This is a genomic window from Glaciecola sp. SC05, from assembly GCF_041380235.1.
Classification (GTDB): Bacteria; Pseudomonadota; Gammaproteobacteria; order Enterobacterales; family Alteromonadaceae; genus Glaciecola.
In genome coordinates this window covers 56,587-75,520 of sequence record NZ_JBGIYY010000017.1, presented here as the reverse complement: position 1 = coordinate 75,520, position 18,934 = coordinate 56,587, and the positions used below count along the sequence as shown (strand labels likewise).

16 protein-coding genes are annotated in these 18,934 nt (G+C 44.3%); 1 reads left to right on the top strand and 15 read right to left on the bottom strand.

What is annotated here, in order from left to right; all coding sequences use genetic code 11:
• Window positions 1-41 precede the first annotated feature (41 nt).
• On the top strand, window positions 42-485 hold the full coding sequence (locus AB9H30_RS15155) for a BLUF domain-containing protein (protein WP_371195541.1): 444 nt from the start codon (window positions 42-44) through the stop codon (window positions 483-485).
• Between the two features lie 108 nt (window positions 486-593).
• Here the strand turns inward: AB9H30_RS15155 and AB9H30_RS15150 are convergent, their stop codons facing one another.
• From AB9H30_RS15150 to AB9H30_RS15080, 15 genes are all read right to left on the bottom strand, one after another.
• Window positions 594-2,318 carry an SLC13 family permease gene (locus AB9H30_RS15150; protein ID WP_371195540.1) on the bottom strand — a complete coding sequence of 575 codons (1,725 nt, stop codon included), beginning with the start codon at window positions 2,316-2,318 and terminating at the stop codon, window positions 594-596.
• Window positions 2,319-2,464: 146 nt separating this feature from the next.
• Window positions 2,465-3,871 (bottom strand): sulfate adenylyltransferase subunit CysN, encoded by a 1,407-nt coding sequence (gene cysN, locus AB9H30_RS15145; protein WP_371195539.1) that lies wholly within the window; start codon window positions 3,869-3,871, stop codon window positions 2,465-2,467.
• Window position 3,872: 1 nt separating this feature from the next.
• Window positions 3,873-4,670 carry a 3'(2'),5'-bisphosphate nucleotidase CysQ gene (gene cysQ / locus AB9H30_RS15140; protein WP_371195538.1) on the bottom strand — a complete coding sequence of 266 codons (798 nt, stop codon included), beginning with the start codon at window positions 4,668-4,670 and terminating at the stop codon, window positions 3,873-3,875.
• The gene (cysC, locus tag AB9H30_RS15135) at window positions 4,667-5,263 is read right to left on the bottom strand and encodes an adenylyl-sulfate kinase (RefSeq protein ID WP_371195537.1); all 597 of its coding nucleotides are present in this window, start codon (window positions 5,261-5,263) and stop codon (window positions 4,667-4,669) included. Before cysC ends, cysQ begins: the two co-directional genes overlap by 4 nt.
• Window positions 5,263-6,177 (bottom strand): sulfate adenylyltransferase subunit CysD, encoded by a 915-nt coding sequence (gene cysD, locus AB9H30_RS15130; protein ID WP_371195536.1) that lies wholly within the window; start codon window positions 6,175-6,177, stop codon window positions 5,263-5,265. Before cysD ends, cysC begins: the two co-directional genes overlap by 1 nt.
• A gap of 210 nt (window positions 6,178-6,387) precedes the next feature.
• Window positions 6,388-7,608: an EAL and HDOD domain-containing protein gene (locus AB9H30_RS15125; RefSeq protein WP_371195535.1), complete on the bottom strand. Its 1,221-nt coding sequence runs from the start codon at window positions 7,606-7,608 to the stop codon at window positions 6,388-6,390.
• A gap of 7 nt (window positions 7,609-7,615) precedes the next feature.
• Window positions 7,616-9,142: a sodium/proline symporter PutP gene (gene putP, locus AB9H30_RS15120; RefSeq protein WP_371195534.1), complete on the bottom strand. Its 1,527-nt coding sequence runs from the start codon at window positions 9,140-9,142 to the stop codon at window positions 7,616-7,618.
• 189 nt (window positions 9,143-9,331) lie between these two features.
• Complete coding sequence (locus AB9H30_RS15115) at window positions 9,332-10,033, bottom strand: DUF3379 family protein (protein ID WP_371195533.1); 702 nt, start codon at window positions 10,031-10,033, stop codon at window positions 9,332-9,334.
• Window positions 10,026-10,580, bottom strand: a complete 555-nt coding sequence (locus AB9H30_RS15110; RefSeq protein ID WP_371195532.1) for a sigma-70 family RNA polymerase sigma factor — start codon at window positions 10,578-10,580, stop codon at window positions 10,026-10,028. The genes AB9H30_RS15115 and AB9H30_RS15110 overlap by 8 nt, the downstream gene beginning before the upstream one ends.
• A 311-nt stretch (window positions 10,581-10,891) precedes the next feature.
• Window positions 10,892-12,754: a DUF885 family protein gene (locus AB9H30_RS15105; RefSeq protein ID WP_371195531.1), complete on the bottom strand. Its 1,863-nt coding sequence runs from the start codon at window positions 12,752-12,754 to the stop codon at window positions 10,892-10,894.
• A gap of 16 nt (window positions 12,755-12,770) precedes the next feature.
• Entirely contained in the window at window positions 12,771-14,486 is a 1,716-nt protein-coding gene (locus tag AB9H30_RS15100) for a BatD family protein (protein ID WP_371195530.1), read from the bottom strand.
• Window positions 14,486-16,438, bottom strand: a complete 1,953-nt coding sequence (locus AB9H30_RS15095) for a VWA domain-containing protein (RefSeq protein WP_371195529.1) — start codon at window positions 16,436-16,438, stop codon at window positions 14,486-14,488. Before AB9H30_RS15095 ends, AB9H30_RS15100 begins: the two co-directional genes overlap by 1 nt.
• Window positions 16,431-17,453 carry a VWA domain-containing protein gene (locus AB9H30_RS15090; protein ID WP_371195528.1) on the bottom strand — a complete coding sequence of 341 codons (1,023 nt, stop codon included), beginning with the start codon at window positions 17,451-17,453 and terminating at the stop codon, window positions 16,431-16,433. The genes AB9H30_RS15095 and AB9H30_RS15090 overlap by 8 nt, the downstream gene beginning before the upstream one ends.
• A complete protein-coding gene (locus AB9H30_RS15085; protein WP_371195527.1) occupies window positions 17,446-17,928 on the bottom strand; it encodes a DUF4381 domain-containing protein in 483 nt (160 codons plus the stop codon). Before AB9H30_RS15085 ends, AB9H30_RS15090 begins: the two co-directional genes overlap by 8 nt.
• A complete protein-coding gene (locus AB9H30_RS15080; protein WP_371195526.1) occupies window positions 17,925-18,923 on the bottom strand; it encodes a DUF58 domain-containing protein in 999 nt (332 codons plus the stop codon). The genes AB9H30_RS15085 and AB9H30_RS15080 overlap by 4 nt, the downstream gene beginning before the upstream one ends.
• Between the last annotated feature and the right edge of the window lie 11 nt (window positions 18,924-18,934).

Below are 18,934 nucleotides of genomic sequence, written 5' to 3'. Positions count from 1 at the left end.
GCCTTTGAATACTATGAAACTATTAAAGATGTGCATGTAACGTGAAGTGTGTTGTCTATTTAAGCGAAGCAAATTTTGAGGCTACCACACCCAATTTGCTAGAACTTGCTCAGCGCGCGGCAATAAAGAACAAAAGCTTGGGCGTAACAGGATTTTTGTGCTTCTCCCGCGGCCGTTTCTTGCAATATTTAGAGGGCGAAGAAGAGGTTCTTCAAAACCTGCTTGAAGAAATAAGGGAGGATATGAGACACGAGCTGATGTTTGAGCTGGAGCCAGCAATTATTGAGAAACCGTTATTTTCATCTTGGGCGATGCGTTTAATAACTGAGCAAGAGCTTGATAAATTCAATTTTGAGCTACAGATTGAGCAGAACTTGCTGTACATTAAAAATGACTATTGGTTTAAAGAGCGCTGCGACCAATACATTTGGCAACATATTACGCAAATGGCTAAGCTGAAAAAATATCTCGATATCTATTCTTGATAACCTTACCAATGCAGCCCCTTCCAAGATAGAAGCAGTTAAACGACCTATCAATACTGTCGTGTTTGAGAGGAAAATATAGGAGTTTCCTGATGGAACTTTGTCGGCCTAAAAGTGAACAAAATTCAACAGAGTCAGAACAACACTTCCATATAATATCGATACGGGTGTGCCCATTTTCATAAAGTGACTAAATTTGTACTCTGACGCGCTGAATACTAACAAATTGGTTTGGTAACCATAAGGAGAGATAAAACTTGCACTAGCGGCAAAGGCCACGGTTAACGCAAACGGCATAATTGGCAGCCCCATTGCGTTCACTAAGCCATATGCAAATGGAAACATTAGCGCAGCAGCAGCGTTGTTAGTTACAAACTCGGTTAATAAGACAGTCATTAAATAAATACATATCAGTGCATAAATGGGCGGCATACCCTCAAGCTGCGGGCTCACTACGGTAGTAATATCACTTATAACACCAGAGTTTTCCAAAGCGGTTGCCAGCGATAATGCGCCAACAATTACAATAATCAGATTTAGGGGTAAATTTCGTTTTAGGTCTGACATTGAGGATACGCTGGCTAATATTAGAGCCGCTGCAAAAAATAACAGACCGATGGCCAGCGGAACAACTGATAATGCAGCAAGGCTAATGGTGCCTAAAAAGCCTGCTAGGGTAAAGTACTCTTGCCACGGCAGCAGTTTACGCGCGAGTTTTTGTTCAGATACCATGAAGAAATTTTTGTTAATATTGTCTCTGCGCTGAAAGTCATCGCCGGTGGCTAATAGCAAAAAATCACCGGCCTGAAGCTTTAGTTCACCCATCTTTCCCGATATGGATTCACCATCTCGACGAATAGCCACCACGGCTGCATCAAAGAGCGCTCTAAACCCCACTTGTTTTAGCGTCTTGTTAATAATCGGTGCACGATTAGATATGATGACTTCTGTTAAATTTTCGCTAAGTAAACCATCTGCCTCAGCGAACATGGTCAATCCTTTGATGTGTTCAATATTTTCAAGTTTTTGTACATTGCCAGTAAAGATTAACTTATCGTTTTCTTGGATGATAAAATTGGGCGATACGGGAGATATCACCCTGTTTTTTCTAACCACTTCGATTAGGAAGAGTTCGGGCAAATTACGCAAGTGATTTTGTTCAACCGACTTACCAATCAGCTCAGACTCTGCTTCAACATCGGCTTCGAGTAAATAGCTCGCATAATTACCTTCAGCCGCGCGCAGTTCAGGTAGTAATGGCGACATTAAAAACAACAGTACACCACATAAAATGCCAGCGCTCAGGCCAAATAAAGTGAAATCAAAAAAAGCGAAACCAGGGTGACCGTGTTCGAGCAAGAAACTATCGACAATTAGGTTGGTTGATGTGCCGATCAGCGTCACCGTGCCGCCAAGTATGGCTGCATAAGACAGTGGGATAAGCAGTTTCGATGGCGCATGCAGGGTATTCTGTTTAATCGGCCCTAGCAAGCTAGCGACTACTGCGGTATTGTTCAATAAGGCCGACGAAAAGAAGGTCACTAGAAACATTTTTATAAAGCTAAGGCGATAAGACTTGCTGATAATTGCTCGACCCAAACGCTTAATAAACGCGGTTTTGTCGATTGAATTACTCACTAGCAGTAACAATACAAGGGTAATCAAACCAGTATTAGTCGCGTTGTCCAAAACGTGTTCAAAGCTGACCTGTTGAGTCATGATCAGGGCAAGGGTGCAGGCACCAAAAATCCCAGCAGGACGCCGATTTGAGAATATCAAAGCAGCGATCGTGGCAAAGAAAATTGCGACTACGAGAAGTTGGTCTACAGGCATGACATCATTATTTTATTATTTGCTCATTAGACTAAGACCAATTTGCACAATAGTCTAGCGCTACATGAACTTAATTTACTGAGACGACGCATAAAAAAACGCATGAAAGTCATGCGTTTTATTGAATGCGCGGCTTATTGAGTTCCTCAGAGCTGGGTAATATCCACGGCACCCCAATGCGGAAAATGCTTTCTGACTAAAGCGTTAAATTCTTGCTCAAATTCAGAATATTTAGCGGTAGATGCACTTGCTGCGTTCTCTGAAATGACCATGCCTGCACCAACCGTTCCGTTAGTAAGCCTGTCGATCACAATAAACGCGCCGGTAGCGCGATTCTCAGCATATGGGTCGCATGCAACTGCCTGAGTCAAGCGAATGTCTACCACGCCAATCTCATTTAAATTTAGATGCAGAGCCTCGCTTTCTTCTAGTGTGTTGACATCAATTTTATGATCAATATTTGCAACACTGCCACTGACTAGCTTAGTGGCAAATTTAAAACTGTATTGCTTATTGGGGATCATTGCATCTTCAGACATCCATACCATATGCGTTTTGTATAAATTACCATGCATCGGCAAGCTGTCTGCTTTGACAATCATGTCACCGCGAGAAATATCAATTTCATCTTCAAGGGTAAGGGTTACTGCATTAGGCGCTTCACTGATGTCTAGATCACCATCAAAGGTTATGATCGATTTTACTTTTGAGGTTTTACCTGAGGGCAGTACTGTAATTTCATCGCCTTTTTTAATCGTGCCTGAGACGATAGTGCCTGCAAAACCTCTAAAATTGAGATTTGGACGGTTCACGTATTGCACTGGGAATCTGAAATTATCGTCGCGTTGTACAGCTATCTGTATGCTCTCAAGTAGCTCCATAAGCAGCTCTCCTTCAAACCATGGCGTATGTACACTGCGATTAACTACATTGTCGCCTTCAAGGGCTGATAGAGGCACAAATCGAATATCAGGAATGGTTAGCTGCTCTGAAAATTTCAAATAATCTTTCTTTATCTCTTCATAAACATCTTCTCGGAAGTCCATTAAATCCATCTTGTTGACAGCAACAATGATGTTTTTAATGCCAAGTAATGAGGCTAAGAAAGAGTGGCGTTTCGTCTGGGTTTTTACACCCGCGCGAGCGTCGATTAAGATAATTGCCAAATCACAGGTGGACGCACCGGTTACCATGTTACGGGTGTATTGCTCATGCCCGGGGGTGTCGGCGATAATAAACTTACGCTTTTCAGTGCTGAAATAACGATAGGCTACATCAATCGTAATGCCTTGCTCTCGCTCAGACTGCAAGCCGTCTACCAATAAAGCTAAGTCGACTTTTTCACCCGTAGTACCCACTTTTTTGCTGTCTTGAGTAATCGCTGCCAGTTGATCTTCATAAATCATCTTTGAGTCGTGCAATAAGCGTCCGATAAGGGTGCTTTTGCCATCATCAACACTGCCACATGTCAAAAACCGCAAGAGGTCCTTTTTTTCGTGCTGTTCCAAATATTCGAGAATGTCGGTTTTTAGTAATTCATTTTCGTTGTTCATATCAACTGGTTACCATAAAAAAAGGATTCAAAACGGATTCTTTCTGGTTGTAGCGTAAAGGGTGGGCATCAGGGTCAAGAGGTTTGTCTACATCAAGGACGGTGACTTTACCTCCTGCAGCCAATACTACCGCATGTGCCGCAGCGGTATCCCATTCGCTTGTAGGGCCAACACGCGGATATACATGAGCGGTAGCCTCCGCTACACAGCAAAGTTTTAAAGAGCTGCCCATTGCAATAAGGTTGCTTTCTCCGCCAAGCGCGGCTAGGACCTTATTAATCTCTGGGCTCTGGTGAGAGCGACTGCCGACCACTTGCCAAATATCACCTGCCACATGCGCTTTGGTTTTGATGTCTTTGCGCACGTCATTTTCGAGTTTATATGCGCCTTCGCCAACCCATCCGATATAAGTGGTCCCTAATACCGGGGCGTGCACGACACCGAGTGTTGGCTCGCCATATTCAATTAAAGCAATGTTCACGGTAAATTCACCGTTCTTTTTGATGAATTCTTTTGTTCCGTCTAGTGGATCCACTAACCAATAACGATTCCAAGACTTACGAGTATTCCAACTGATATCCGCGGACTCTTCAGACAATACCGGTAGGTCTGATATCTTATTAAGACTTTCTAAAATATGAAGATGAGCGGCTAAATCTGCTTCAGTAAGCGGTGACGCGTCATTCTTTTCATAGATCGCAACATCTTTTTTGTAGATCTCTAAAATACGCTCGCCGGCTTCTTGGCTAATTTTTACCACATCATCAACAAGGGATTGGGTAATCTCAAAACCGCTCATGATACATAGCCTTTTTGTTGCAGCAACACATATAAACGTTCAGCCGTTTGTTCAGGTGATTCGTCAATATATTGTAAGTGTATTTCGGCGGCCTCTGGCACTTCATATACCGAATCTATGCCGGTGAAATGTTTAATGTCACCCTGACGCGCTTTTTTATAAAGTCCTTTCGGATCGCGTTGCTCGCAGACTTCTAGGGGCGTGTCTACAAACACTTCAATGAACTCCCCTTCAGCTAGCAGAGAGCGGCAAAAGCGTCTGTCGTCTTTAAAGGGCGAGATGAACGCGGTTAATACAATCAATCCTGAGTCAACGAAGAGTTTTGCTACTTCGCTGATGCGTCGAATATTTTCCACTCGGGCCTTGTCGTCAAAGCCTAAGTCACCGCATAAGCCGTGGCGAACATTGTCGCCATCGAGCAAGTAGGTATGATGAGCTTGCTCGTATAATTTGCGCTCTAGCAAATTGGCTAGCGTCGATTTGCCTGAGCCAGATAGCCCAGTCAACCATATTACACTTGGCTTCTGATTTAACTTTCTGGCGCGTTCGCTTTTGTCTATCGTGGTTTGATGCCAAACTACATTATCTGTCATTAAAAATACCCTTCCATTTTCTTCTTCTCCATTGAGCCTGAAGAATCGTGGTCAATAACGCGCCCTTGGCGCTCTGATGTTTTGGTTAACAGCATTTCCTGTATGACTTCTGGTAGCGTATCTGCTGTCGATTCCACGGCACCGGTTAAAGGATAGCAACCAAGCGTGCGAAAGCGAACTGATTTCATCGTTGCTTGCTCGCCTTCTCGTAACGGCATACGTTCATCGTCAACCATTATTAATACCCCATCACGCTCTACTACTGGTCTTGGCTTCGCTAAATATAAGGAGGGGATTTCTATATTCTCCATGTAAATGTATTGCCAAATGTCGAGTTCAGTCCAATTCGACATTGGAAACACGCGAATACTCTCACCTTTATTTATCTGAGAGTTATAAATATTCCAAAGTTCGGGGCGCTGATTTTTAGGGTCCCATCGATGGTTATCGTCTCTAAATGAGTATACACGCTCTTTTGCCCGCGACTTTTCTTCATCGCGTCGAGCGCCGCCAAATGCTGCGTCAAATTTATATTTATCTAGGGCTTGTTTAAGGGCTGCGGTTTTCATAATGTCGGTGTGTTTGGCACTACCTACCGAAAATGGGCTAATTCCTTGTTCCACGCCTTCTTGATTAGTGTGTACGATTAAATTTAAGTTATGCTTTTTAGCCATCAAATCGCGAAATGCGATCATCTCTTTAAATTTCCAAGTAGTATCGACATGCAGTAGCGGAAATGGAATGGTGCCGGGCGAAAATGCCTTGCGCGCTAAATGTAGCAAGACCGAGGAGTCTTTGCCGACGGAATAAAGCATTACCGGGTTATCAAATTCTGCGGCTACTTCACGAAATATTTGAATGCTTTCTGCTTCTAACTGTTTGAGATGGGAAACGGTGGCTGGCGCAACGCTCATAGTGCGGGAGTTCCTTGTCCTAGTATACATATTCATTGCCGTTAAGGTTAACATATCTTAGCGGGTGAATTTATGACATTTCGTTCTGGTTAATTACTAATTAATAACTATTTATGCAGTTTTGTTATAAGTATGTGAATTTTGACCTGTAGAGAGATCGTAGACACATTCTGAATGATATAAAGGTGGTTTTGATGCTTATTTAATGTATTAATTTATCATTTGTAAACGCTGATCAGACCATAAAATAGATTCATCATATGCCTCTAACATAGCGTCATAATCAACGCCGTACTTGTTGCAACCTTGGAGCATAGCGTGCCAATTTGCCTGCTCAAAATCTTTGCTTAGTTTAATACAATCAGATAACCAACCTTGATGCTTGACCAGCGCGACTTTAATATCGTTAGACAAAGGGAGGGTCTCAATAACAGTGGCTAAGTTAGCATCTAACATAGCGTCCAACAGCGATAGCATGCCGACTAAAAATGCCGAAGATAGCTTATCTTTATGAGCAGTACGCTCGGCAAAGAACTCACAAAATTTTGCCCGCTGCAGCGATAAACGAATTAGCTCGCTAGGTTTTTCTTCGCCGAATTTTGCGGCAAACAGCAGCGTCACAAATCGCTCAAGCTCTGCTTTTCCGAGCATGACGACTGCCTGTCTAATACTTTCAATTTTATTGCGTCTATGAAAAACTGGAGATTGCGCATAGCGCAACAGCTTAAACGATAGGCCCGGATCAAGCTCTAATAGTTTAACGATGCTATCAATATCAAAATCTGGATGACTCACCTGGTTAAGTAAACTGCTCAATAGCGCTTGAGAGGACGACAACGATACACTTTTCATTACTTCTGGCTTACTAAAGAAGTACCCTTGAAATAGTGTAAAGCCTAGTTTTTTATAGTCGTTAAAAACGCCAATGTTTTCTACCTTTTCGGCCAATAGTCGGATATGTGGGTGACGTTTAGGTATTTGTGACAGCTCTAGCAATTGTTTTTCAGTAATGTCGAGGCAGTCCACTTTGATGATTTGGCATAGTGGATAAAAACGCTCCCATTTGGGTGAATGAATGAAATCATCTAAGGCTAAAATATAGCCTTTGCTGTGCAAATCTTGCATACAGGCAAAAATTTGCTCCGAAGGGTGCACAGTTTCGAGTATTTCAACGACAATTTGATCGGGCGGTAAAAAGCTCGGATGACCGGCAAGAAGCGAGGCCTTAGTAAAGTTTATAAACGCGAGCTTGCCTCTTGATAGTCGATCTAAGCCCAAATCAAGAGACAGACCTTCGATCATTTTAGATGTGGCTTTTTCTTCGTCGACGTTCGGAAATGCATTTTCCATACTGTTACGAAACAACAATTCATAAGCAAATAATGCTTTATCACTGTCTAATATTGGCTGCCTCGCAGCAAAAAATGCCATCTATAAATTACTCGTTTCCGTAGTTTTCATTTTTTAGTTGAAGCTGATATTCATCAAATAGTTCCGAAATTTGCTGATTTTCGGGTGGAAAAGCTTTTGCCATCATGTATATAACGGCCGCAGATATTAAAAACCCAGGGATTATTGCGTATAAAGTATTAAATATACTGTCAGGGTTATCGCTAAGCGGCGCGTAAATCCAAATTAATACGGTAATAGCACCTGACAATATGCCAGCGATAGCGGCTTTTTGAGTCATCTTTCTCCAAAATAGCGTAAATAAGACCAATGGACCAAAGGCTGCGCCAAACCCTGCCCAAGCGTGACTGACTAACGATAAAATGGTTTTGTTTTCACCAAATGCCAACATGATAGCGGCAATGGCGACTACCAGCACCGAAATTCGGCCAACCAAGACCTGTATCTTTTCGCTAGCATCTTTGTGTAAAAAGCTCACATAGATATCTCGGGTGAGCGAACTTGATGTCACTAATAGCTGTGACGATATCGTACTCATAATAGCGGCTAAAATTGCGGCCAATAAAAAGCCGCCAATCAAGGGATGAAATAACAGTTGCGACAGCACAATAAAGATGGTTTCGCTGTCGTCTATCGACGCCGATGTGTTGCTCATATATGCAAGCCCGAATAAACCAGTCATAGCTGCGCCAAATAAGGCAACTATCATCCAAGTCATGCCAATTCGACGAGCCGTTGGGATCTGCTTAAGGGAGCCAATCGCCATAAATCTAACGATGATATGGGGTTGCCCAAAATATCCTAAGCCCCAAGACATAAGTGAAATCACGGCAACGATGCCTAAGGTTTTACCGGTGTCGGCATCGGTGAATAACTTCAGTAGATTAGGGTCGATCACCGAGAGCGCGTCGAGGGTTGCGTTAATTCCACCGAGTTCAAACATCACCACAGTAGGTACTAAAATCAATGCGACAAACATGATGCAGCCTTGGATAAAATCTGTTAACGAAACCGCCATAAAGCCACCGACCATGGTATAGGCCACAACCACCCCTGCGGTTAATAACACTCCCCAGTGGTAACCCAGACCAAATGACGATTCAAAAAGTTTGCCGCCAGCGACTACCCCTGAAGATGTATAAACGGTAAAAAACACAATAATCACAACAGAGGCAACGATGCGCAGTGTATGAGTGTTATCAAAAAAACGGTTTTCAAAGAAATCGGGTAGCGTAATGGCGTCGTTTGCAACTTCCGTAAACACTCGCAAGCGCGGAGCCACTAGTAGGTAATTGAACCAAGCTCCTAAACATAGGCCAAAAACAATCCAAAGCGACGATGCACCGGAAATATACATCGCGCCTGGCACGCCCATCAGCATCCATCCACTCATATCTGAGGCGCCCGCTGAGAGTGCGGTAACTGGCGCAGATAGCTTGCGTCCGCCCAGTAGATACCCAGATGCACTCTCTTCGTTTGTTCTATATGCGTAAAGGCCAATGCCCAGCATAACCATAAAGTAGATTGCGAGTGAGATGTATGTGCCGTATTCCATGAAAACCTCATATTTGCTTTTTATATATGGTAACACCTTGAGTATAAATCGAAAGGTAATCGCAAATATTGGTCAGATTTAGTAGCTTGATTAGGCGCGCAAGCAGTCGTTATAAACTGAAGGCTGTTTGAGTGTAGAACAAAGAGTAGAGAACAAAGATGAGCGCCTAAGGCTTAGGCGCTCATTCGCTTAAATGGAAAAAGACAGAAGAGTTTTTGCCTTTGCTTTGAGCTCTTCGACTTGGGCGCTAGTCTCACCCACAATAATTATTTTAGCTGACTCAAGCAAGAACGCAGAGCCGGTGTAAACATCATTGCTAAAATCGTCATCAATGGTTTTTGATATTTCAGATGGCATAACAAAAAGCGAAGCTAAGCCATCTTTGCCTTTAATAATTAAATGCAGACTTTTAATCGAATCAAGATAGCAATAATTGGCAGACACAATTTCGCCTATGCCTTCGTTTACTTGACCGTTGTAGGTAGCAAGCTTGTCGTTGACCATGGCCAAATCTACCTTGCCGCTTTTATTGAGTTCATAGCTCATATGACTCATATGGGCGTAGACATCACTCTTCAGATCAGTAGGCCCTTGCATTAAAAGGCTTACGCTTAAAATACTGGCAAGAAATACCGAAGCGGCCAACGCTAAGTACCAAGGGCGACGTTTTTTCTGCTGCTGAAAATCATCCATCGACTGGCGAAGTATCAATTTATCAGCTAAGCCTTCCGGTACCGGGACATTCATCGCTTGCTCAAGTGAAGCTTCCATCATTCTGACCTCATCCCAAAAAGCCTGCTTTTTAGGATCGCTCTTTGCGGCCTCTAAAATCTCAGGGTCCTTGGTATACGGGTCAGCGTAAATGGTGCGCCGAAAATTGAGATCATCCATTTGACTGTGCTCCAAATTCTTTGTCTTTAGTCATGATTTCTTTTATTTGGCTACGCGCTCTAAATAATCGAGTCATCACCGTGTTTTTGTTTAAATTGAGCTGCTCGGCAATTTCATCACCGCTAAAGCCCATAATTACTTGCATCACTAAAGGCTCACGATATTCTTCGCTTAACAAAGCAATTGCTCTGCGCAAATCTCTATTCTCTATATTGCCGTCGCTAGGCGCCACCGGATCGGCCACGCTGACATCGTCAATATCCACTAAGTCAAACTGTTTACGTTCAAAACGTCTTGCGTTTTCACGTCTGAGTATGGTGATTAACCACGACTTTGCAGCCGTTTCATCTTGCAGTGAGTCTAAGGATTTCCACGCGCGAAGGAAGGTTTCTTGTACCACATCTTCGGCAATGGCCCGGTCTTTTATTAGCCATACTGCATAGCGAAAAATATCAGCATGCAACGCTTTCACTAAGGCTTCGTATCGTCGTTGTTTTGTCATCATATCTGTAGAGACCGAGGACACCTTGTTTTTATTTCCTAACATGGGTAAATAAACTCACTTTTTTATACGGTTTATTTTTAGCGCCAGCGCGCGCAGCGATAAAACACTTCAGATCCTAGTGTTCGCGTAAGTACCTAATGGTATTCTGGCTTGAGTATAGGCTAAGCGCCTAAAAAGTGCATCTATACCCATGCACTGCTCAGTTTTGGCAAGCTACACTATAAAGCAAAGAGCAACACAATCGAGTTGGTGGCTTAAATTAAACGCAATAAAAAGGCCTAATTTACACAGACACCATCTGACTATTGATGCACTGTGAATTAAGCCTTCTTAAATTAATGCAGGCGCACAGCCTAACTTGCGAGTGTTGATTCAACCCACTGATTAATTTTTTCTTCCAAAATGTTTAAGGGTATCGGTCCGTACATGAGAATTTCGTCATGAAATTCAGGATAGCTAAATTTATCGCCCAGGCGTGCTTTTGCATCCGCCCGAAGCTCTAATATTTTTAGCATACCAACGGTATAAGCGGTTGCTTGACCCGGCATTGCAATATAACGCTCAATTGCTTTTACGGCATCATTCTCAGGGTTGGGTGTGTTTTTAATTAAATACTCAATTGCCTCTTCTCGCGACCATTTCATATTGTGAATGCCAGTATCTACCACCAAACGGCATGCTCTCCATAGCTCCATCGCTAAGCGCCCGAAGTCAGAATAGGGGTCTTCATAAAATCCCATGTCTTTGGCTAAGGTTTCAGTATACAGGCCCCAACCTTCGGTGTAGGCGGTAAACGAAATGTACTTTTGAAATTCAGGAATACCCTCTAACTCTTGCGCAATAGAGCGCTGCATGTGGTGACCAGGGATGCCCTCATGATAGGCAAGTGCTTCCATTTGATAGCTTGGCATGCTGCGCATATCAAAAAGATTAGCGTAGTAAACCCCCGGGCGTGAGCCATCTTTTGAAGGAGATTGATAAAACGCTTTTCCGGCAGACTGTTCACGAAATGCTTCTACGCGCTTAACAATCATTTGTGCCTTCGGAACCAAGCCAAAATAATCCGGTATTTTTGCTTCCATTTTATCTATGTATGCTTTTGCTTCGGTTAGGTAGCGGTTGCGATCTTCTTCTGTGTTTTCATAATAGAATTGGTCATCTTCGCGCATAAATGTGAAGAAGGCCTGCAGGTCGCCCTCAAAGTTGACTTGTTTCATGATATTGCGCATTTGATTATGGATACGCTCAACGTGCTCTAACCCGATATCATGCACCTGTTGGGCATTCATGTCGGTGGTGGTAAACCATGACAATCTATTTTGATACCATTTGTCGCCGTCAGGTAAGCGCCATACGCCATCGCCTTTTGGGCTGTATGCTTGCTGTTTTGTTAACTCCGCGATCATTTGCATGTAGGCTGGTTTAACGCTTTGCATCAGCGCTTCGTTGGCTTCTGCTAGTAAGCCACCTTTTTCGGCATTGCTTAAGCCTAGGGCATCTAGTTTGCCCTTAAAGTCGGCGAGAATAGTAGAGTCCTCGACGCTTTCCTCAAACGGATTACCTTTAATCACGTTCGCAGAAGCTTGGATCATTTGATCGTAGGCCCACTGCGGAGGAAATATTCCGGCTTCTTGACGCAGTTTGAGCTGTTCAAAAACTTGATCAAAAAGGGGCTTAACGCCTCTTAGCCGCTCGATGTAAGCTTCTGCATCCTCAATTGAAGATACGCGATGAATATTGATTAAAAAGCTCGGCACAGTAGTATGCCAAGCACTGAACTGATGCATGATGTAGCTATGTAGCCTGAATTCATCATTGGCGAGGCGACGGGTCAAATCTGCTTGATACAATTGCAAACTTAAGCGCTCTTGCTCATCTAACTGGGCAAGGTCAAAGCCTTCTGTCTGCGCCATGCGCTGCTCCATCAATTCACGACGTCTTTGGTCAGCGGCGGGCGATACATCGTTCCATTTATCGTAATCCCATTTGTAGCCAAGTCGACTTTGAAACATTGGTGAGTTTTGTAAATCTTGCTCAAAAGAGTCAGCAAAAAACTGCGCTAAGCGCTGTGACTCTGTTGCAGCTTGCATTGCGTTTTGGGTCTCGCCGGCACCTGCTGTCGGGCCACTTTGTGCCGTTTCTGGAGCGGGGCTGCATGCCGCTATGCTAAGTGCTATACAAATTGCAGACACAGTAAATAGAGGCTTTTTAATCATTATTAATCCTGTTTCTTTACGTAATTGGGTACATATTAGTACGAGACTGTGAGTCGCGTCTATGCTGTTCACGCTCTCTTAATCGCGTGAGCGTTTGTTTGAGCGCCTCGACGTCAAAGCTACCAGTCGTTTCGCTGTATTGACTCGCCAGTGCGCCGTTAAAGGCTTCGGCAGCATCACTGGCATCTAAATGAATCAAGGTGTTATTTAAGGACTGAATATGCTGCCTTGTTAAACTTTGCAACCATGCTCTGAGGCAGGCCTGTAATGCTTTTGTGTTTTTACTGTCAATGGCTTGATTGAGCTGCTGCCAAGCCGTTGCTTCGCTGTCAGATATCGGTATTTGCGCGGTTTCTTTTACCGCTGCTACAGTCGGTGTTTTGCGATAAAGTAAAAGCATCATAATAATAAGCACCACAAGGGCAGCAATTAAGCTGATGTGCAGCGCATCTAAACCATATATTAAGACAGGAAATAAGCCATCTGATGCGGGTTTCTCAGCTTGCTCGGGAAGCAGGTCTACAGGAGTGGCTTCGCTGATCGCGGCGCCACTTAGCTGGCTGGCGTCGCTGGCTTGATTAACCGGCGCAATGACGTTTACAGTCTTTGCCGGAACAACCGCAAATTTGGTTTCACCCGAATTCACGTCGAACCATGGGATACTAATTTCGGGTAATACAAATGTTCCAGTCTGACTTGGAATAATTGCCGTGCTTTGCACCAGTTGCGCAATCAATCGACTGTCTTGCTTAATGGTCGCTCTCTCAGGCTGCTCTGGATAGGTTTTAAAACTGGGATGATACTGTGCTTCAATGGCGGGCAACTGCTCATCAATTAGCCCTAGCGCATTTATCGTTATGGTTCGTGTTATAGGCTCTCCTTGAACAAACTCATTGTCATTACCTTGCCATTGCTCGCTTACCTGAACTTGTTCACTGGGTAACCATAAAAATGGGTAACTTTCAGGAATTGGCAAGACGGTCAGCTCAATAGAGGGTGCAACACGGTTGATGGTTTTGCTGCGATTGAAAAACGCAAAATTTTGGCGAGAGCCGGCCAACACTTCGGCCTGAAACACAGGACCGTCAATGATGTAATTACCACTCGCTTGAGGCAATACCGCAAAGTTTCTTTCAATCACCCGATAGCGCACGCCATTGACTAGTTCCTGGTATTCTTTGTCATCGCCAAGTTGCTCGATTACCGCGTTGTCGAGCACCGGTTCAGTTAAACTGCCGCGCTGGATATCTACCGCCAAATATATTTTGACCTGATATTGGACCTGCTGCTGCAAATACACCTGCGCGCTACTGACCTGTGTTGTGACATAAAAGTCCCGAGGTTGCGCGAGATTGGCTTCTGTGACCGGCAGTACGTTTAAAATTATTGGGTCAGTTACTTGTTGATCAATTCTAAAAGCCGGAATAGTTAACTTGCCAGTGCCGCGCGGAAAAAGTTGCAGTGTCCAAGTGGTCGTGGTGGTGCGATCAAAGTTAATGATTTGGGTTGATTGGCTTACCGACGGTTGGCCGACTCTAAAGCTACGCGTTAACACAGAAAAATCAATTGCGTCAGATTCTGCGCCACCAACAGCGGTTATTTGCAAGGTGACTGATTCATCAAGCAATATGGGGTTTTTATCAATTGTGGCGGTAAGGCTAGTGAGCTCGGCTGAGGCATAATGACTCACCAATGCTAGCAAAAACCAAAAAGACCAGTACAAAGACTTCATTACCACTCCTGTTCTTGTGTTGTGGGAGGCGCATACTGTTTACGACGCTGAGATTCAATTAACATTTTCCGCTGCAGCAAAAATGCAGGGTCATCAGGCACTTTGTTCATTAGTGTTTGCAGGCGCTGCATTTGCTCTCGCTCTTCGGGTGTGAGTTCGCTTTGATCAACTGCTTGTACGCTTTGCATGTCTTGCTCTTGCTCTTGTTCAGTTTCAGCTTCAGTGTTTTGTTGTTGAGCGTCAGAACTAGCTTGCTGTTGTTGATCATTCTCTTGCTGATCATTTTGTTGCGCTTCGCTTGAGCTTTGCTCGGATTGGTCTTGTTGCCCTTCACCCTGCTGATTTTGATCCTCTGATTGCTTTTGCTGTTCGTTTTGGTCAGCTTCTTGTGAATTTTGTTCACTGTTTTGATCGTTTTGCGATCCATCTTGCGACTGCTCTTGCTGCTCACCTTCACCGTTTTGCTCGTTTTCCTGCTCTGACTCAGACGGTTGGTCTTGCTGCTGCTCTTGCTCAGGCTGATTTTGCTGTTGATCTATTAAATCTTCAACAATCTTTTTATTGCGCGCCGCCTGCTGATGCTCAGGCGATAACTTCAAAACCTTTTCGTATGCATCGAGGGCGTCTTGTAATTCGCCCATTTTCGCCAAAGCATTACCGCGGTTATATATGCTGTCTAAACCGTCTGCCTGTTGATATAAGTTCGCCGCGGTTTCAAAATCGCCGGCTTTATAGGCGGCTGCTGCCTGCCAATTAATATCATCAAAAAGCTTAGCGGCGGCTTCAAAATCATTTGCTTTAAAAGCCTGTAGACCTCGTTGGTTACGATTTAAAAATAAGGATTGTATATTACCAGTTAGCGTTTGCTCAGCCTGATTTGTATTTGGCTGCGCCGGTGTTGTGTCCTGCGCAAATACCTCGGCGCTTTGCATGGGTATCAAAGTAATCAGCAGTGCACTAAATAACACTCCCTTTCTAAACATCAAAAGGGCGATTGGCAATAATAATATGGCTAAGTATGCGCCCATGTCTCGCCAAGCATCCCCTGTACTTTGCTCTTCTTTACCTTCGCGGATTTGATCCAGTCGGCTACTGGTGAGCAGCATGGAGCGTATGTCGCTATCGTCGATACTGATCTGGGTAAAGCGTGCATTTGACGGCGCTAAAGCTTGCTCTAAGTATGCTCGGTTCATTCTTGGAATAACTATTGCGCCGCTGTTGTCCTTGAGCAAGCTGCCGTCGAGTAACTGTATCGGCGCACCTTGGTCTGTGCCAATCGTCAATGCAGAAAATTCGTATTGAGTGCTGTTAATAAGCTCTCTAAGAGGAGCAACATCGTCAAGTTCAATGCCATCAGTAATCCAGTAAATATGCCCATTTTTATAACCTGCATTATCCAGCAACTGTTTGGCTAGTTCAAAGCCTGCCTTTGGGTTGCTGCCAGAACTAGGCATAATTTCGGGGCTTAGGCTAGGGATCAAATTCTCTAAATTGCTAATGTCTTCGGTTAATGGACTGATGATAAATGCGTCTGCTGCATAGGCTACCAAACCTACTTCTCCATCATTAATCTCTTTGATGAGGTCAATGGCTTTAAATTTCGCTCGAGCAAGGCGACTGGGCGATATATCGGTCGCTCTCATTGATAAAGACATATCCATTACGACAACACGGCCAGAGTCTGTCTGATAAACGGGCTGTGGTAACTTCTCCCAAGCTGGGCCAGCGATGCCTAGGCAAGCAATGCTCATTGCTATCATCAGCCATATAAATGCCTGCTTGCTTTGACGGTCTCCTTTTACAGTGACCAAACGCTGGTGCAAGTGAGCAGGCAAAATTGACTGCCACTGACTGCTCGCCAGCTTGATCCTCATCCATACCCACACCAGAACAATCATGGCGGGTATCAGCAGCAGTACTGAGGGTCTCAAAAAATGAAAGTTATCAAACATCGACTTTCCCGTTTTTGCTGTTTGTCAGAGCAACAAGCGATGGCTTTATAATCGCAATACCGATTGCCAGCAGGGTTAACAAGCTAGCGATACCCAGTGGATAATAAAATAGGGCGCTTTGCGGCCGCATTTTCTGAGAATTGCCCTCTACAGGCTCTAAGCTGTCTAACATTTGATAGATGCCCACGAGCTCATCTGTATCTCGCGCCCGAAAGTATTGACCGCCGGTTTGTTGTGCGATATTGGTGAGCATCCGCTCATCTAAGTCTTGAGATGGATTGACCATGCGTTGACCAAAGAAACTATTGATAATTTGTTCATCTGCGCCCACCCCAATGGTGTAGACGGTGACTTTATTTGCCACCGCTAAGGAGAGAGCTTGCTCAGGGGTAATATTCCCTGCGGTGTTTTGTCCGTCAGTGAGCAAAACCAGCACCCGATTTGATTTTTCTTTTTCGCTGAAACGTTTAACCGCAAGTCCGATAGCATCACCAATCGCGGTGCGTTCGCCAACTAAGCCAATCATAGATTCGTCTAAAAGGGTTTTCACGGTATTGCGGTCAAAGGTCAGCGGCGCTTGCAAATACGCGGTGTCGGCGAACAAAATCAAGCCGAGTCGGTCGCCCACGCGGCGCTCAATAAAGTCAGCTAACACATACTTAATCATATTGAGGCGGTTGACTTCCCGCCCTTCTATTTGCATGTCGGTTTGCTTCATACTGCCTGACAAATCTACCGCGATCATTAGGTCTCGGCCTTCGTTAGGAATTGCAACGGCTTCTCCTAACCATTGAGGCTTCGCTGCTGCGCTTACCAATAGCGCCCAAACGAGAAAGGCGAATAAGGTCATATAAGCGCTGGTGCCTGATGGTTTCGAATCGGTCCCTGCAAGTGTCTGCAGGGTAGGTACTCGCAAAGCGGCAGACTGAGACATACGCTTTGCCGGCATAAAGCGCCTGACAATATATGGCAGTGGCAATACAACAAACACCCATGGCCAAACAAACTCAAACATCCACAGCTCCCTTATTCGGCGGCAAGGCCTTCTTCAGCCAAGTTTGTGCCGCTGTTTTGATCACTTGCGGCTCTGCAATTTTAAGGCGTTGATCATATTGCCATTTGGCTAACTGGATTAAGGGCTGACAGGCTGACTCTGATTGTGTTGAGCCATATAATTTCGAAATTAAATCAGCCCATTGCTCGGTTTGCATCTGCAGAATGTTTTTCTCTGGTAAATAACTTTGTACAGCGGTTTTCAGTACATGATGGACTTGCTGCATGGCTAAATGATCGTCGAAGTTAATGCTTTGTAAGGCTGCTAAACTTTCCTTAAGGGCTAGCCTTCTTGCATTACGACGATAAAAAAACACAGCCGAAGCAACTGCTAGTAATATTGCAAGGCCCAAAACAATCCAATACCCCAAAGCCGGAGGCCAAGCGGATACGTCTGCTGGGATGGCAATATCTGCAAGTTGATCCAAAGGATTCATAAGCCTACCCCTAGTTCAAAACCGCGTTTGTGTGCCACCATTTGTTCATCTAGTGCTATGCCCGCGCTTACTAGGCGGGGAAATACTCGGACCTTATTCAATTCATGTTTAAGAGTAGCAAGATGTGTGAGTTGTTCTTGTTCATAGCGTTTAGATTGGGAGTGGTCACCTAACACAATACTAGAGCGTTTACGCCCATCGGTAATGCTCAGCGTTTGTTGTTGCGCACTTTCTGGCAAACTTTGTTCAAAGGGGTCTTTAATTACGCTGACTTTGACTTCGCAGTGCCGGCTAAGGTCACCTAACAATGTAAAGTGCTCACTGTTTAGTTGTGTACAGTCGGAAACAATATGGATCAAGCTACCCGGTTTAGCTAAAAAATGCATGCGCTGCAGGGCATTTAAAAATGCTGCCGACGATGAACTTGACAGGTTTTGAGCGGGAGCTTGTATAGTCGCAACACTTTCGTTTTGTAAATTCACTACTGAATTTAAAAAATGTAGCGCGTTTTTAGTTTGCGCTCGCGGTTTGTTCTCAATATCGCGCAGTTCGTTAAACACGATACCGCCGAGTTTGTCGCCGCGGGCAACACTTGCCCAGCAAACTAGAGAGGCAACATGAGCTGCCTGCACGGCTTTAAAGAGTAACTGCGTGCCAAACTGCATGCTTGCACTTAAATCTAAGAAGACAAAAACAGGGCGTTCACGCTCTTCTCTAAATATTTTGGTGTGGGTTTTACCGGTTCTTGCAGTGACGCGCCAGTCAATGCTGCGAATATCATCTCCGGGCTGATAATGACGGGCTTCATCAAACTCCATTCCTCGGCCTTTGAACATTGAGCGTTCAGAACCTGCTAGCTGACTAGCAGCCCTTGCCGTGGGCGCCAATGAAATCATATTAGCCAGTGACTTAAAACGCACTAATTCTGCCATCGATAGTTCGATGCCGTTGCTCTTTAGTTTATTCAGCTCATTTGTCACTGCGTTCATTTGCATACAATATTGCT

Coding starts and splice junctions, on each gene's coding strand:
- AB9H30_RS15095 (WP_371195529.1), bottom strand. CDS start 16,438: ATGTTTGATAACTTTCATTTTTTGAGACCCTCAGTACTGCTGCTGATA.
- AB9H30_RS15150 (WP_371195540.1), bottom strand. CDS start 2,318: ATGCCTGTAGACCAACTTCTCGTAGTCGCAATTTTCTTTGCCACGATC.
- AB9H30_RS15085 (WP_371195527.1), bottom strand. CDS start 17,928: ATGAATCCTTTGGATCAACTTGCAGATATTGCCATCCCAGCAGACGTA.
- cysN (WP_371195539.1), bottom strand. CDS start 3,871: ATGAACAACGAAAATGAATTACTAAAAACCGACATTCTCGAATATTTG.
- AB9H30_RS15090 (WP_371195528.1), bottom strand. CDS start 17,453: ATGTTTGAGTTTGTTTGGCCATGGGTGTTTGTTGTATTGCCACTGCCA.
- AB9H30_RS15100 (WP_371195530.1), bottom strand. CDS start 14,486: ATGAAGTCTTTGTACTGGTCTTTTTGGTTTTTGCTAGCATTGGTGAGT.
- AB9H30_RS15105 (WP_371195531.1), bottom strand. CDS start 12,754: ATGATTAAAAAGCCTCTATTTACTGTGTCTGCAATTTGTATAGCACTT.
- AB9H30_RS15115 (WP_371195533.1), bottom strand. CDS start 10,033: ATGGATGATCTCAATTTTCGGCGCACCATTTACGCTGACCCGTATACC.
- cysQ (WP_371195538.1), bottom strand. CDS start 4,670: ATGAGCGGTTTTGAGATTACCCAATCCCTTGTTGATGATGTGGTAAAA.
- AB9H30_RS15110 (WP_371195532.1), bottom strand. CDS start 10,580: ATGTTAGGAAATAAAAACAAGGTGTCCTCGGTCTCTACAGATATGATG.
- AB9H30_RS15080 (WP_371195526.1), bottom strand. CDS start 18,923: ATGCAAATGAACGCAGTGACAAATGAGCTGAATAAACTAAAGAGCAAC.
- putP (WP_371195534.1), bottom strand. CDS start 9,142: ATGGAATACGGCACATACATCTCACTCGCAATCTACTTTATGGTTATG.
- AB9H30_RS15125 (WP_371195535.1), bottom strand. CDS start 7,608: ATGGCATTTTTTGCTGCGAGGCAGCCAATATTAGACAGTGATAAAGCA.
- cysC (WP_371195537.1), bottom strand. CDS start 5,263: ATGACAGATAATGTAGTTTGGCATCAAACCACGATAGACAAAAGCGAA.
- cysD (WP_371195536.1), bottom strand. CDS start 6,177: ATGAGCGTTGCGCCAGCCACCGTTTCCCATCTCAAACAGTTAGAAGCA.